Below are 14,308 nucleotides of genomic sequence, written 5' to 3'. Positions count from 1 at the left end.
GTGTGGCGGGGTGGCGGGGGCAAGCTGGCCGAGGCCTGGGAGCGGGCCTGGGCGGGCGGGAAACCGGCCTGGGCGAGCTCCACCCGGTACTCGGTGTTCCCCAGCCGGAACGTCGCCTGGAAGGCCGCCTTGTCGCCGTACGTGGCCTGGGCCAGGTCCACCCGGTCCTCCACGGTGAGCTCGGCGCTCCCCGTGCCGGATTCGGCCAGGTCCGTGAAGGGCAAGGGTCCTTGGATGAAGAAGCCGTCCGGTCGCTCGGTCCCCGCGCTGGCCTCCCGGCCCTCGAACGTGAACCCGCCTGGCCCGGCGGCCAGTACTCCGGACAAAAGAAGCGTGGTGAGAGGTCCCGCCATCGACGCTGCCTCCTTGTGCAACAAGGTAGGCAGCGGAGCGGGGAACGACAGTCCCCTCTCTCCAAAGAAGACTAGATGAGGCCCCGAGCGCGGCGGATCTGCTCCACCGTCTTGTTGTACTCGATCTCGAAGCTGCTCGTTCCCTCCTGCAGGTGCTTCAGGCGGGAGCGCGCCTCCTTGTCGATGTCCTCGTCCACGTCCAGGTGCTTCTTCATCACCACGTGGATCTTCTGACGCAGCGAGTTATCCGCCGAGAAGACCTCTTCGACGTTCCGGCTGATGAGCAAGAACTCGATCATCTGGTTGATGACGTATTCGATGCCCTCGTCGCCCATCTTGAAGCCGCGGACGTCCGCCATCTCGCGCTTCACCTGGTTGAACTTGGAGGGGTCGTATCCGCGACGCTCCAGCGCCTCGCGCGTCGCCTGGTTCACACGCTCTTCGTTCGCGAGGTACTCACGCATGATGGCCGAAAGGTCCATCTCGGCGTCCGCCACGCGCATCGGCTCCACCTCGATGTCCCCATCCTGCATGAGCCGTTGAATCGTCTCTCGCGAAATGATCGGGATCACCTTCGGATACAGCCTCATGTCGGTCCCTCGCCCTCTTTGGAGCTGCTCGAATCGTCAACCGCTATAAATCAGCGCGGAGCCCAGTCGCAATTAAAAACCCCAGGAACGTCGCGGTTCCAGCGCGCTTCCCCCCGCAGTCTGCAGCGGAAAATAATCACGCCGCACCGGGTGGCGACCCTCCCCGTGATTTTTCGTGCGAGGGTTCGGTGGCGTCATCCAGGGACGCCTCCCGGACGGGGTCCTCGGCCTCTTCGTCGGGGTGTCCATGAAGCCCCGCATGGACCCGCTCCGCCACCGCCGGACCGACGACCTCCGCCAGCTCCTCGATGCTCGCCTCGCCCACGCGCTTGAGCGAGCCGAAGTGCTTCAGGAGCGCCTTGCGCCGCACCTCCCCCACCCCCGGGATGTCCTCCAGCGCCGAGCGCACCCGGCTCTTTCGCAGCACCTGTTTCTGGAAGGTGATGGCGAAGCGGTGCGCCTCATCCCGCATGCGCGTCAGCATGAACATCTCCGCCGAGTTCTGCGCCAGGACGATGGGGTCCTTTCGCCCCACGACGAACACCCGCTCGGGGCTGCGAGCGCTCTCCGCGTCCCGGTCGAAAACCTCCAGGTCACGGCTCTTGGCCAGGCCCACCACGTCCACCGTGTCCACGCCCAAATCCTTCATGGCCGCGTGCGCGCTGGCGAGCTGGCCCTTGCCGCCGTCGATGACGAGCAGGTCCGGCAGGTCGCCGTCCTCCTGGCCGCGCTTGAGCCGGCGCGTGACGACCTCGTACATGCTGGCGAAGTCGTCCTGCTTCTCCAGCGTCTTGATCTTGTACTTCCGGTAGCGGGACTTGTCGGCCTCGCCATCCGTCACGGCCACCTGGGAGGCGACGATGGCGGAGCCCTGGAAGTGGGAGATGTCGAAGCACTCCATGCGGCGCGGGAAGTTGCGCAGGCCCAGCCGCTGCTGGAGGCGGGAGAGCACCTGGTCGGTCTCATCCTTGGTGCGCCGGCGCTCGATGAAGGCCTGCTCGGCGTTCTTCTCCGCCATCTTCACCAGCTCGTGCTTCTCCCCTCGCTTGGGGACCATGACGCGCACGCGCTCGCCCTTGCGCTCGGTGAGCAGGCCCTCCAGGCCCGCCAGGCCGTCCTCCGGCTCCAGCGGCAGCAGGACCTCCTCCGGCACGAAGCTGCCCTGGTCGTAGTAGAGGTTCACGAACGAGGCGAGCAGCTCCTCGTTGGGGAACTCCTGGCTGCCGAAGGGGAACGCCTGCCCGCCGTTGAGGCGGCCCTGCCGGACCCAGAGGACGTAGAACAGGATGCGGTCCCCCTCGCGGTAGAGGGCGAACACGTCCTGGTCCTTGAAGTCCGTGGTGGCGACCTTCTGACGCTCCAGGCTTCGTTCAATGGCGAGCAGTTGGTCGCGCACCCGCGCGGCCTCCTCGAACTTCAGGTCCTGCGCCGCGCGCTTCATCCGCAGCCGCAGGCCCTCCACCAGCTCGCTCGCCTTGCCCTCCAGGAACATGACGACCTCGTCCACGCTGCGACGGTAGTCGTCCTCGGGGACCGGGTAGACGCAAGGGGCCGGGCAGCGGCCGATCTGGAACAACAGACAGGGGCGCTTGCGGTTGGCCAGCACGTGGTCCGTGCAGGTGCGCAGCCGGAAGTAGCGGTTGATGATGCGCAGCGTCTCGCGGATGGCGCCAGCGCTGGAGTACGGGCCGAAGTAGCGCGCGCCGTCGCGCTCGTACTTTCGGACGACCTCCAGGCGCGGATACGCGTGGGTGCGGTCCAGGCGCAGCGAGATGAACTGCTTGTCGTCCTTGAGCAGGACGTTGAAGCGCGGGCGGTGCTTCTTGATGAGCTCGTTCTCGAGGAGCAGCGCCTCCTTCTCGTTGTGGACGAGCACCGTCTCCAGGTCGCCGAGCAGCTCGTCGAGCAGCGACACGAAGACGCGCGTGTCCCCCGTGCGCGTGAAGTACGAGCGCACGCGGCTGCGCAGGTTGATGGCCTTGCCCACGTAGATGATCTGCCCGCGGCGGTCCTTCATCAGGTACACGCCGGGCTCTGTGGGGAGGGCGTCGAGCTTCTCCTGGAGCTTCACGTCCATGACAGGCGCCTCCTAGCGGCGCGGCTTCGCCCGTGACGAACGACCCCGGCCCCGCCCCTTCTTCGGCGCGTCGTCCTCCTTGGCCTTCGCCGGGCCCTTGAGCAGCGAGCGCGACGCGGGCTTGAGGCCCAGGTCCATGTCCTTGAGCAGCTGCACCTTGTCCCGGTACTCGGCGGCCTTCTCGAACTCCATCGACTCGGCGGCCCGGTGCATGTCCTGGGTGAACTCCTCGATGAGGCGCTTGAGTTCCTTCGACTCGAGCACGTCGTCCTCGCCCTCGGCCGCCATGGGCAGCGCGCCGGCGGACTCGGCGTCGTAGAGGTGCTCGGACAGGTCCGTGATGTTGCTCTTGACGGAGCGCGGGGTGATGCCGTGGTCCTTGTTGTACTGGCGTTGGATGTCCCGGCGACGGGAGGTCTCCTCCAGCGCCTTCTTCATCGAGTCGGTGACGGAGTCCGCGTACATGATGACGCGGCCATTCAGGTTGCGCGCCGCGCGGCCGATGGTCTGGATGAGCGACACGTGGCTGCGCAGGAAGCCTTCCTTGTCCGCGTCGAGGATGGCCACCAGCGACACCTCGGGGATGTCCAGGCCCTCGCGCAGGAGGTTGATGCCCACCAGCACGTCGAACTCGCCCTTGCGCAGGTCGCGGATGATGGCCGTGCGTTCAATCGCGTCGATGTCCGAGTGCAGGTAGCGCACGCGCACGCCCACGTCCGCGTAGTACTCGGTGAGGTCCTCGGCCATGCGCTTGGTGAGCGTCGTCACCAGGACGCGCTCGTTGCGGCTGACGCGGACGCGCACCTCCTCGAGCAGGTCATCGACCTGGTTGCCGACGGGGCGCGTCTCCACCTCCGGGTCCGTCAGGCCCGTGGGGCGGATGATCTGCTCCACCACGACGCCCTGGGACTTCTGCAGCTCGTACTCGGACGGCGTCGCGGAGACGAAGACGACCTGCGGCACCAGCTCCTCGAACTCGCCGAACTTCAGCGGCCGGTTGTCCAGCGCGCTGGGCATGCGGAAGCCGAAGTTGACCAGCGTCTCCTTGCGAGCGCGGTCCCCCCGGTACATGGCGCCGATCTGCGGCACCGTCTGGTGGCTCTCGTCGATGAGCACCAACAGGTTGCGCGGGAAGTAGTCGATGAGGCACGGCGGCGGCTCGCCTGGGGCCCGCCCCGAGAAGTGCCGTGAGTAGTTCTCGATGCCGTTGCAGTAGCCGACCTGTTCGATCATCTCCAGGTCGAACATGGTGCGCTGCTCCAGCCGCTGCGCCTCCAGGAGCTTGCCCTCGCGCTTGAAGGTGCCGAGCTGTTCGGACAGCTCGTCGCGGATGGTCTGGATGGCGCGCCTGCGCGAGTCCTCGCCGGCGACGTAGTGGCTGGCGGGGAAGATGACGATCTTGTCCAGCGCGCCGAGCGTCACGCCGCGCAGCGGGTCGAACTCGGTGATGCGCTCCACCTCGTCGCCGAAGAAGCTCACGCGGATGGCGCGCTCCTCCTCGTAGGCGGGGAACACCTCCACGGTGTCGCCGCGCGCGCGGAAGGTGCCGCGGTGGAAGTCCATGTCGTTGCGCTCGTACTGCGCCTCGACGAGCCGGCGCATGAACGCGTCGCGCTCCATCTCCCCGCCCTGGTCCACGCGCACCGCCAGGTCCACGTAGCTGCGCGCCGTGCCCAGGCCGTAGATGCAGGAGACGCTGGCGACAATCACCACGTCGTCGCGCGTGCGCAGCGAGTGCGTGGCCGAGTGGCGCATGCGCTCGATGTTGTCGTTGATGGACGAGTCCTTCTCGATGAAGGTGTCCGTCGACGGGACGTAGGCCTCGGGCTGGTAGTAGTCGTAGTACGAGACGAAGTACTCGACGGCGTTGTTCGGGAAGAGCGACTTGAACTCGCCGTAGAGCTGGGCGGCCAGCGTCTTGTTGTGCGCGATGACCAGCGTGGGCCGCTGCACGTTGGCGATGATGTTCGCCATGGTGAACGTCTTGCCGGAACCGGTGACGCCCAGGAGCGTCTGGTAGCGGTCGCCCCGCTGCACGCCCTCCGTGAGCTCGCCAATGGCCCTCGGCTGGTCGCCCTCGGGCTGGTGGTCGCTGACGATCTGGAACTCAGGCATATCCGCGAGGTTTAACACCCTCGCGGAGGGAAACACTGCACATTTGTACCCGCCCGTCGACCGGCGGACGGAGCAGCCCCTGCCCTACTTCGAGGCGCCCTCCGACGGAGGCGTCCTGGGCGCCTCCAGCGCCTTCAAGGCCGCCAGGCGGGCCGCCTCGAACTCGTCGCCCTTGTTCCAGCGCGGCAGCTCCGGCACGCGGGCCACGTGGGCCCCCAAGAGGAAGAACAGCCGGGCGTCCTCCACCGCGCCGGACATGTCCCAGTCCGCGCGCAGCTCGTCGGACGGCTGGTGGTAGTGCTTGGCCTCCCACGCCTCGCGCTGCTGGCGGCCCCAGCCCTCCGGCTTGCCGATGAAGTCCATGCCGCTGCCGAAGTACGCGGCGGGGATGCCCTGGCGCGCGAAGTTGAACTGGTCCGAGCGGTAGAAGAAGCCCCGGTCCGACAGCTGGTCCGCCTTCACCACGCGGCCCTGCGTCTTCGCCAGCGCCGTGATGACCGCGTCCAGGTTGGACTTGCCCAGGCCGATGACGGTGATGTCGCGCGTGCGTCCGTGGATGTTCGCGCCGTCGATGTTGACGTTGGCGGCGATGCGGCCCGCGGGCACGGGCGGGTGCTCCGCGAGGTACTGCGAGCCCAAGAGCCCCTGCTCCTCCGCGGCCACCGCGGCGAAGAGGATGGAGCGACGCGGAGCCTTGGGCAGCGAGCGGTACGCACGCGCCACCGACAGCATCGCGGACACGCCCGCCGCGTTGTCGAGCGCGCCGTTGTAGATGGTGTCCTCGCCCGGCTTGCCGCCCTCCTTCTTGCCCAGGTGGTCGTGGTGCGCGCTGTAGAGCACCACCTCGTTGGACAGCTTCGCGTCGCTGCCGGGGAGCATCGCCAGCACGTTCGCGGTGGGCCGGCGGCGCACCTCGTTGGCGAAGCGCGTGGACACCGTCACGCCCAGCGGCACCGGCTGGAAGTCGCGCGACTGCGCGGCGGCGCGCAGCGTCTCCAGGTCGCGCCCCGCGAGCTGCAGCACCCTGCGCGTGGCGTCCTCCGTCGTCCACGCCTTCACCTGGAGACGGGGGCCCGTGGTGGCGGGCAGCTCGAACTGCTCGCCCGTCCACGAGGACTGGACCACCTGCCACGGGTAGCCGGCGCTCTGCGTGGTGTGCAGGATGATGGCGCCCGCCGCGCCCACCTTCGCCGCCTGCTCGTACTTGTAATCCCAGCGGCCGTACCACAGCCGCGTGCGGCCGCCGAAGATGCGCGGGTCATCCTCCGGGTCGCTGTTGAGGATGAGCAGCGTCTTGCCGCGCACGTCCATCCCCTTGAAGTCGTCCCACTCGTACTCGGGCGCCTGGATGCCGTAGCCCACGAAGACGAGCTCGGAAGCGTCCAGCCGCGCCTCGGGGCTCTGCACGCCCGACACCGCGATGAAGTCCTCGTGGAACTTCAGCTCCGCGCTGCCCAGGGGCGCGCGCACGGAGAGCGTCTGGGGATGGCCGGTGACGCCCACCAGGTCGAAGGGCTGGAAGAACGTGCCGTCCGTGCCCGCGGGCTTCAGGCCCAGGGCCTCGAACTGCGAGGCGATGTACGCCTGCCCCAGTGCGTCGCCCCGGGTGCCGGGTCCACGTCCCTCGAGCAGATCATGCGCGAGGAAGCGGATGTGCGCGCGCAGCACGTCCGGGTCGATGGTGCCCGCGGCCGTCTTCTCGGCGGGCGTGACGAGGGGCGCGCGCTGGGCGAGCGCGGGAGCGGAGGCCAGGGCCAGCAGCAGTGACAGCAGGTGCTTCATGGTGCCCCGAGCCCTAACACGAAGGCCCGGGGCACCGCAGCCCTTCAGCCCTGCGCGGCCGCCACCTTCCACGTGGTGCCGGCGGGCGTATCCATGATTTCCACGCCCTTCTCCTTCAGCGTGGTCCGCACCCGGTCCGCGGCGGCGAAGTCCTTGGCCGCCCGAGCGGCCGTCCGCTCACCGAGCAGCCGCTCCACCTCCGCCACGTCGATGCCCCGCTCGCGCACGGCGCGCTCACGCCGGCGCAGGAGCCACGCGCCCGAGTCGTCCTCGAACAGGCCGAGCACGCCGGACACCTTGCGCACGTCCTCGCGCAGCGCGCGCAGCGTGCGCCCGACGAGCGCCTTGTCCTTCACCGGCGGCTTGTCGGTCAGCTCGTTCATCAGGCCGAACAGCCCCGACAGCGCGCCCAGGCCGCCCGCGCTGTTGAAGTCGTCGTCCATGGCGCCCTCGAACTCGGCGAGGAAGCGGTGCGGGTCGCCATGCAGCGGCCCGTCGCCGAAGTCCTTGCCCGCGAGCCGCTCGTCCACCTTGCGCAGGGTCTCGTAGAAGTACTCCATGCGCGCCTCCGCGTCGGCCAGGGCCTTGTCGGAGAAGCTGAGCGGGTGGCGGTAGTGCGTGGAGAGGAAGAAGAAGCGCAGGGCCTCCGCGTCCACGCGCTGGAGCGCGTCGCGCAGGCGCACCACGTTGCCCAGCGACTTGGACATCTTCGCGCCTTCCAGGTCCAGGAAGCCGCAGTGCATCCAGTACTTCGCGAACTCCACCCCGTTGGCGGACTCGCTCTGGGCGATTTCGTTCTCGTGGTGGGGGAAGATGAGGTCCAGCGCGCCGCCGTGGATGTCGAACGTCTCCCCCAGGTACTTCGCGCTCATCGCCGAGCACTCGATGTGCCAGCCCGGACGCCCCGGGCCCCAGGGGCTCTCCCACGCGGGCTCACCGGGCTTGGCCGCCTTCCACAGCGCGAAGTCGAGCGGCTCGCGCTTCTGGTCGCCGGGCTGCACGCGCTCGCCCACGCACAGGTCTTCCAGGTGGCGCTTGGACAGCTTCGCGTAGTCCTTGTCCGCGCTGACGGAGAAGTACACGTCGCCCTGGGACGCGTAGGCGAAGCCCTTGTCCACGAGCTTCTGGATGATGCCGATGATCTCCGGCAGGTGGTCGCTCACCTTGGGCGCCACGTCCGGCTCCAGCATGTGCAGCGCCTTGGCGTCCTCGCGGAAGAGCTCGACGTAGCGCGCCGCCAGCGCCACCGGGGCCTCCCCCGTCTCCTGGGCGGCCTTGATGATCTTGTCGTCCACGTCCGTGAAGTTCCGGACATAACGAACCTGGAACCCCCGGTACCGGAGGTAGCGGACCACCACGTCGAACGACGTGAAGGTGCGAGCATTCCCGATATGGATGTAGCTGTAGACCGTGGGCCCACAGACATAGACCCCCACGCAGCCCGGGACAGAGGGCTGCAAGAGCTCCTTCTGCATGGTCATCGTGTTGAAGAGCCGGATGGTGGGGGGAGTCGTCACTTGCGCCATTCCTCCTGGAGGTCCGTCTTTGTGCGTGTGGCCGCCACTCTAGATTCCCGGTCCCTGTACAGGCCAGCATTCACGGGGTCTTGAATCCGGAAGGGCTGGGGGAAACCATCGGACCTGGACAACTTCGGACGCCCAGGCCCTGAGAACCTTCCAGCCGGTCCTCAATCAGCGAGAATGGTGTTCATGGCTCCACCGAATCCCAAGCGCCCGCCCCGCCCTCCCCGCCCGCCGGGTTCGCAGGCGCCGAAGGAGCCGGAGGTGGAGCTGCCCTTCGACGACGACGAGGTGGCGCCCCTGCAGGCCGATGACCCACGTCCGCAGCGCGTGCCCCAGTATCCGGCGGGCCCGCGCAAGGCGCCCCGTCAGGGCTCGGGCAAGGGCCGCGACAAGGCGGACCGGGAGCTGTCGGCCAGGTTCGACTGGGGGCGCGAGTACTCGAACCCCGGTCACCCGCCGGCCTTCCTGTACGTCGAGCGCGGCCCTGGCATCGGGCAGCTGGTGCCGGTGCAGCAGGGCTCGCTGGTGTTGGGGCGGTCCTCGTCCTCGGACCTGAGGCTGCAGCACCCGTCCATCAGCCGGCGGCACGCGCAGGTCATCCGCACCGGGGACCAGTTCCTCCTGAAGGACCTGGGCAGCCAGAACGGCACCTTCCTCAACCGCGTCCGCGTCACGGGCGAGGTCGAGGTGATGTCGGGCGACGAAATCACCCTGGGCAACGCGCTGCTGCGGCTGCGCGGCCCGGGAGGCACGCCCGCCGCGGGTCTGCCCGCCATCTCCCAGGCCCTTCCTCCGCCCGTGCCTCGCAAGCGAGGGCTGGGGCCGCTGGGCGTGGGGCTCGTCGCCGCGGGCGTGGGCTCCACCGTGGCCGCGCTGGTGACGGTGCTGGCCGTGGGATTGAGTTCGAGTCGCACGGTGAACCCCACCGAGGGCGCGACGACGAACGCGGGCGCGACGACGGCGAGCGGCGAGACGAACGCCGAGCCGCCCCTGCTCGTGGACCCGGGCAATGCGCGCGCCGTGACGGGACGCGCGGCCAACGAGGGGCCTGGCGGAGAGAACGCTGGCACCGCGAAGGTCGAGCGGACCGCCTCGGAGGAAGGCTCGGGCACGAAGCGCCGCTCGTCGCCGGCTGGACTCAGCGCCCGCGACATCGCCGGGAATGGCAGCCGGGGCGCACAGCAGGACACCGGCTCGCGGGGTTCGCGGACCGATGAGGTCTCAGACGGTCAGCGCGCCGCCGGCTCCGGCAACCCGGTCGCGGCCACCGGCATGAGCGCCCGGGACATCGCCTCGGGCGCGGGCCGCTCGCCGTCGAGCAATACGGTGGCGGCTCCGACCCCGAGCGCGCGGGACATCGCCTCGGGTGCGAGCCGTGGCGCATCCCCGGGCAGCTCCGTTCCATCCACGAGCCCGAGCGCCCGGGACATCGCCTCGGGCGCGAGTCGGGGCTCGCCGTCGGCCAGCACCGTTGCAGCGCCGAGTCCGAGCGCTCGCGATATCGCCTCGGGCGCGGTCCGGCCGGGCAGTGCCAGCGCGGACGTGGAGGTGGCGGCCTTCCCCGAACCCACCGCCCCCAAGGCCGCGCCGTCGAAGCCCACGGGCCCCGTGACGGAGGCGGACGTCCTGCGCCTCTACGAAGCCAATGACCTGGCTGGCGCGATGGACCTGGCCAAGGGCGCTCGCCTCAACACGCTCCACGCCCAGCTCGTGCGCTTCGAGGCCACCAGCGCCGAGTCCCGCAAGGCGCTCGCGAAGGGCGACACGGCGCGCGCCATCTCCCAGCTCGCGCTGGCGACGCAGATCGACCAGGAGCTCTCCAAGGGCTGGAGCCGCCAGGGGCCGCAGCTGCGCAAGCAGCTCTCCATCCTGTACGTCCGCTCCGGCGTGGACCACGTGAAGGCCCACGACTCGAGCGCCGCGCGGGCCGCCTTCCAGCAGGCCCTCAAGTACGACTCGGGCAACCGCAGCGCCATCGAGGGCCTCAGGCGCCTGGAGACCACCGCCGAGTCAGCCCCCTGACCAGCAGCACCGCGTTCAACACCGCGAACGCGAGCAGCGCCAGGGCCACCAGCACCCGCCCCCGGTCCTCACCGGGGCGCTCCCCCTCGATGAGCAGCCACAGCCGGCCCTCGTGGGGCTGGAGCTCTCCCATGCCCTTCAACAACGCGAGCGCGTCCCGGTAGCGAGGCGCGTCCTCCTGCGCCAGGAGCCGCCCCCGGATGGCGAAGGGCCGCGAGTCCGGTGAAGGCGGAGGCCGGCCCTCCACCCAGTCCTCCCCGGGCAACGCGAGCCTGCGCACCACGAACGGAGACTCGCGCAGGCCCACCAGGACGTACGTCGCGCCGCCCTCGCGCTCGTAGGCGCCGCGAGCCGTGGGGATGCCATGCACCTGGGCGTAGCGGTTGGAGACCAGCGCGTCGAACCGGTAGTCCCCCTCCACGCCCAACGTGAGCGGAGCGGCCGGAGAGAAGACATACGCCAGCTCCCGACGCTGCATCGCCAGCAGCGCCAGACTCACCACGATGCCCAGCACCGCGGCCAGCGGCCTGACGCCCACGCGACGGCGCGCGAGCCTCGCCTCCAGCTCGGCGATGCGAAGGTCCCGCTCGGCCCGCGCCGACGCGGAGGAGGATGACGGCTCAGTCATGACGCACAAACACGAAGCCCCGAGCTCCTTGTGAGGGAACCCGGGGCGGGAGTGTCGGGCTGGAGGCCCGGATCAGGCCAGGTTGAAGATCTTCTTCAGGTCCGACTCGATCTCTTCCTCGGAGCAGTCCTTCGCCAGCGACAGCTCCTTGATGAGCAGCGAGCGCGCGGTGTCGAGCATCTTGCGCTCGCCGAACGACAGGTCCTTGTCGCCCTTCAGGAGGTAGAGGTCACGCAGCACCTCGGCGATCTCGAAGACGGAGCCCGTCTTGATCTTCTCCATGTACTCCCGGTACCGACGGTTCCAGGTGGTGGAGTCGACCGAGATGTCCTTCTCCTTGAGGATGGAATAGACCTGCTTCACATCCTCCTCGCTGATGATCTCCCGGAGGCCGACCGACCCGACCTTGTTGATCGGGATCATGATCCGCATCCCGTTCTCCAGGATGCGCAGCACGTAGAACGACTGGCGCTGCCCGGCCACTTCGGTGTGCTCGATACCCATCACCTCACCGACGCCCTGGCCCGGATAAACCGCCTTGTCACCAGTCTTGAAGCTGGTCTGCACTAACTGCCTCCTTGAAAGACTCGCAACCGGCCTTCCATCAACAAGCCGGGCACTACTACCACAAACCACATCAACGGGCAACGATAACGCCTTGACCACCCAGAACGCGTCCGACTACGTTGTCGGTTTTCGTACGCGATGACGCTCGGTGTGCGAGCTGGCGTGACGGACGGTGCAGGTCGGGGTGGTGGGTGGAACGTTACGCTTGGCGCGACCTGGGGACGCGTCCCCTCTTCTTTCCTTCGTTGAGCCTGCTGCTGGGCGCTCTCTGGTCACCCGGAACGGATGGCTCGGCGGAGCTATTTCTGGTCTGCGGGGTTTTGCTGGGACTGGCCGGCCTGGCGCTCGCCCGGCTGCCTGGTGCTCACCTGGCGGTCCTGGGGGCACTCTGGATGGCGGGAGCCGGCCTGTCGCACTGGGAGGCCCGGGTGCGGGTGCCCGCGTCCCTCCAGGGCGGCGGCGAGGCGGTGCTGGAGGGCGAGGCGGAGCGGGTGGACCCCGTGGAGGGCGGCACGCGCGTGAGGCTCGTGGTGGCCCGGGCGGGCCCCTCGGAGATGGCGCTCGAGCCGGCGCGGTTCAAGGTGAACCTGACGTTGCGTGGAGCGCCCGTGGCGCTGCTGCCGGGCCAGCGGCTCCGGGCGCGGACCCGGCTCTCCCCGGACGCTCCGGCGGCCAACCCGGGTGAGAAGGACTTCTCCTCGGTCCGGAGGCGACAGGGCGTGGCCTTCACCGGGTCCACGAGCGCGGAGCGGGTGCTGGTGTTGTCGCTCGCGTCGACGTGGCGGTGGAGCCTGGAGGACACGCGCGAGCGGCTCGCGGAGCAGACGCACCGGGTGGCGCCGTCGCGGGACTCCGCCGCCCTCTTCCTGACGTTGGCGGCGGGGCGCCGGGCGGAGCTGGATGCAGGGTGGGAGGACGCCTTCTCACGCGCGGGCCTCGCGCACGTGCTCAGCGTGAGCGGGCTGCATGTCGCGGCGCTCGCGCTGATGACGCTCGCGGTGCTGCGGCGGTTGCTGGTGAGAGCGGGCGCGCGGTGGCGGATGGTGGATGCGCGTCGGGTGGCGGCCCCGGCGGCCGTGCCCTTCGTCTGGGCCTATGTGCTTTTCACCGGGAACCAGCCTCCGGCGGTGCGCTCGGCGGTGATGGCCACCGTGGTGCTGTTGGGGCTGGCGTGGTGGAAGCGCGCGGATGGGCTCAACGGCCTCAGCGCCGCGGCGCTGGTGCTGGGCTTGTGGGCGCCCTCGAACGTGGAGGACCTGTCCTTGCGGCTGTCGTTCCTGGCGGTCTTCGGCCTGGTCGTGCTCGTGCCCGCGTTGAGGCTGGCGCTGCCCCTGACACCCGTGGACCCTCGCGAGCCTCGCCGATGGGTGCGGTGGTGGCATCAGTCGCGCGAGACCATGGCGCAGACCCTGTGCGCCAGCGGCGCGGCCACGCTCTCGGGGCTGCCCGTGGTGGCCTCGGCCTTCGGGCGGGTGAGCCTGGCGGGGCTCCTGTCCAACGTCGTCGCCCTGCCCCTCTGTGGCCTGCTCACGGGGCTGGCGGCGGGAGGGGCGGCGTTGTTCGTCATCTCGCCGGTCGTGGCCACGCCCGTGCTGTGGGCGGGCGCGTGGGCGTCGGAGGCCCTGCTGTGGGTGACGCGCGTGTTCGCGGCCATGCCCCTGGCCTCGGTGGAGGTGCCGTCGCTGGGCCTCTGGGCCGCGCCGTATGCGCTGGGATTGCTGGTGTGGGCCCTGGGCTCGGGGCGGTGGAGACACGGCCTGTGGCTCACGCCCGCGGCGCTCGTCGCCACCGTGCTCGTGCCCCGGGTGATGCCGCAGCCGGGCCTGCGCGTCACCTTCCTCTCCGTGGGGCAAGGCGACGCCGTGGTGCTCAGCTCGCGGGGACACCATGCGCTGGTGGACGGCGGCGGCGCGCCCAACGGCGCGGACACGGGCACGCGCTTCGTGCTGCCCTACCTGCGCCACCAGGGCATCTCCGCGTTGGATTTGACGGTGCTGTCCCATCCGCACCCGGACCACGCGCTGGGATTGATATCGACCCTGGGACAGGTGCCCACCGCGCGCCTGTGGCTGCCCGCGGGTGACGAGGGCGGGCCCCTGTCACGGCAGGTGGTGAAGGCGGCGGGCAGCGCACGTGTCGAGGAGGTGGAGGCGGGCCATCCGCCGCTCCGCCTGGGAGACGCGACGGTGGAGGTGCTGGGGCCGCCCGGCCCGACGGAGCGGGAGCTGCTGGAGGGCGTCAATGACCGCAGCGTGGTGCTGCGCGTGCGCCATGGCGACGTCACGGTGCTCCTGCCCGGAGACATGGAGCACGACGCGGAGGAGCTGCTGACCGAAGGTCTGGGCCCGGTGACGGTGATGAAGGCACCCCACCATGGCTCCCGGACGTCCTCCACCCAGGCGCTGCTGGAGCGGGTGCGTCCCCAACACGTCGTCTTCTGCGTCGGCCGGCGCAACCGCTTCGGCTTCCCCCACCCGGAGGTCGAGGCGCGCTACCGCGCCCTGGGCAGCGAGTGTTGGCGGACGGACATCGACGGCGCCGTCACGGTGGAGAGTGATGGGCGGGAAGTCCGGCTGGTCCCTCACCTGACGCGCGAGCCGGAGCCCTCCGCGCCACGACTTGCCGCGGGGGAGCCTCATTCCCATCGTTGA

The 14,308-nt window shown here is 69.6% G+C and carries 9 protein-coding genes and 1 pseudogene; 2 read left to right on the top strand and 8 right to left on the bottom strand.

What is annotated here, in order from left to right; genetic code table 11:
• The 6 genes and pseudogenes from FL311_RS12260 to cysS form a co-directional block, all read right to left on the bottom strand.
• Positions 1-353, bottom strand: a pseudogene (locus tag FL311_RS12260) (hypothetical protein); the annotation flags it as partial.
• Positions 354-424: 71 nt separating this feature from the next.
• Positions 425-943, bottom strand: coding sequence for a DUF507 family protein (locus FL311_RS12255; protein ID WP_046712884.1), 519 nt, complete (start codon positions 941-943; stop codon positions 425-427).
• Positions 944-1,079: 136 nt separating this feature from the next.
• Positions 1,080-3,020, bottom strand: a complete 1,941-nt coding sequence (gene uvrC / locus FL311_RS12250) for an excinuclease ABC subunit UvrC (protein ID WP_141325214.1) — start codon at positions 3,018-3,020, stop codon at positions 1,080-1,082.
• Between the two features lie 12 nt (positions 3,021-3,032).
• A complete protein-coding gene (gene uvrB, locus FL311_RS12245; RefSeq protein ID WP_141325213.1) occupies positions 3,033-5,135 on the bottom strand; it encodes an excinuclease ABC subunit UvrB in 2,103 nt (700 codons plus the stop codon).
• Between the two features lie 84 nt (positions 5,136-5,219).
• On the bottom strand, positions 5,220-6,917 hold the full coding sequence (locus tag FL311_RS12240) for a M28 family peptidase (RefSeq protein ID WP_194869176.1): 1,698 nt from the start codon (positions 6,915-6,917) through the stop codon (positions 5,220-5,222).
• 44 nt (positions 6,918-6,961) lie between these two features.
• Complete coding sequence (gene cysS / locus FL311_RS12235; protein ID WP_141325212.1) at positions 6,962-8,443, bottom strand: cysteine--tRNA ligase; 1,482 nt, start codon at positions 8,441-8,443, stop codon at positions 6,962-6,964.
• 183 nt (positions 8,444-8,626) lie between these two features.
• On the opposite strand from cysS, the gene FL311_RS45025 reads away from it, so the two are divergent.
• Positions 8,627-10,462 (top strand): FHA domain-containing protein, encoded by a 1,836-nt coding sequence (locus tag FL311_RS45025; RefSeq protein ID WP_228556831.1) that lies wholly within the window; start codon positions 8,627-8,629, stop codon positions 10,460-10,462.
• Here the strand turns inward: FL311_RS45025 and FL311_RS12225 are convergent.
• Both FL311_RS12225 and FL311_RS12220 read right to left on the bottom strand, forming a co-directional pair.
• Positions 10,425-11,090, bottom strand: a complete 666-nt coding sequence (locus FL311_RS12225; protein WP_141325211.1) for a hypothetical protein — start codon at positions 11,088-11,090, stop codon at positions 10,425-10,427. The two genes, FL311_RS45025 and FL311_RS12225, sit on opposite strands and share 38 nt — an antisense overlap.
• Before the next feature lie 72 nt (positions 11,091-11,162).
• Entirely contained in the window at positions 11,163-11,657 is a 495-nt protein-coding gene (locus FL311_RS12220; protein ID WP_013939202.1) for a CarD family transcriptional regulator, read from the bottom strand.
• Positions 11,658-11,848: 191 nt separating this feature from the next.
• On the opposite strand from FL311_RS12220, the gene FL311_RS12215 reads away from it, so the two are divergent.
• Positions 11,849-14,308 (top strand): DNA internalization-related competence protein ComEC/Rec2, encoded by a 2,460-nt coding sequence (locus FL311_RS12215; RefSeq protein WP_141325210.1) that lies wholly within the window; start codon positions 11,849-11,851, stop codon positions 14,306-14,308.

This window comes from Myxococcus sp. AB025B (genome assembly GCF_006518215.1).
Lineage (GTDB): Bacteria > Myxococcota > Myxococcia > Myxococcales > Myxococcaceae > Myxococcus > Myxococcus fulvus.
The sequence above is the reverse complement of the archived record's forward strand: the minus strand, read 5'-3'. Positions and strand labels throughout refer to the sequence as shown.

What these genes read in the sequence shown, in the direction of transcription:
- FL311_RS12255 (WP_046712884.1), bottom strand. Translation starts at nt 943, where the DNA reads ATGAGGCTGTATCCGAAGGTGATCCCGATCATTTCGCGAGAGACGATT.
- uvrC (WP_141325214.1), bottom strand. Translation starts at nt 3,020, where the DNA reads ATGGACGTGAAGCTCCAGGAGAAGCTCGACGCCCTCCCCACAGAGCCC.
- uvrB (WP_141325213.1), bottom strand. Translation starts at nt 5,135, where the DNA reads ATGCCTGAGTTCCAGATCGTCAGCGACCACCAGCCCGAGGGCGACCAG.
- FL311_RS12240 (WP_194869176.1), bottom strand. Translation starts at nt 6,917, where the DNA reads ATGAAGCACCTGCTGTCACTGCTGCTGGCCCTGGCCTCCGCTCCCGCG.
- cysS (WP_141325212.1), bottom strand. Translation starts at nt 8,443, where the DNA reads ATGGCGCAAGTGACGACTCCCCCCACCATCCGGCTCTTCAACACGATG.
- FL311_RS45025 (WP_228556831.1), top strand. Translation starts at nt 8,627, where the DNA reads ATGGCTCCACCGAATCCCAAGCGCCCGCCCCGCCCTCCCCGCCCGCCG.
- FL311_RS12225 (WP_141325211.1), bottom strand. Translation starts at nt 11,090, where the DNA reads ATGACTGAGCCGTCATCCTCCTCCGCGTCGGCGCGGGCCGAGCGGGAC.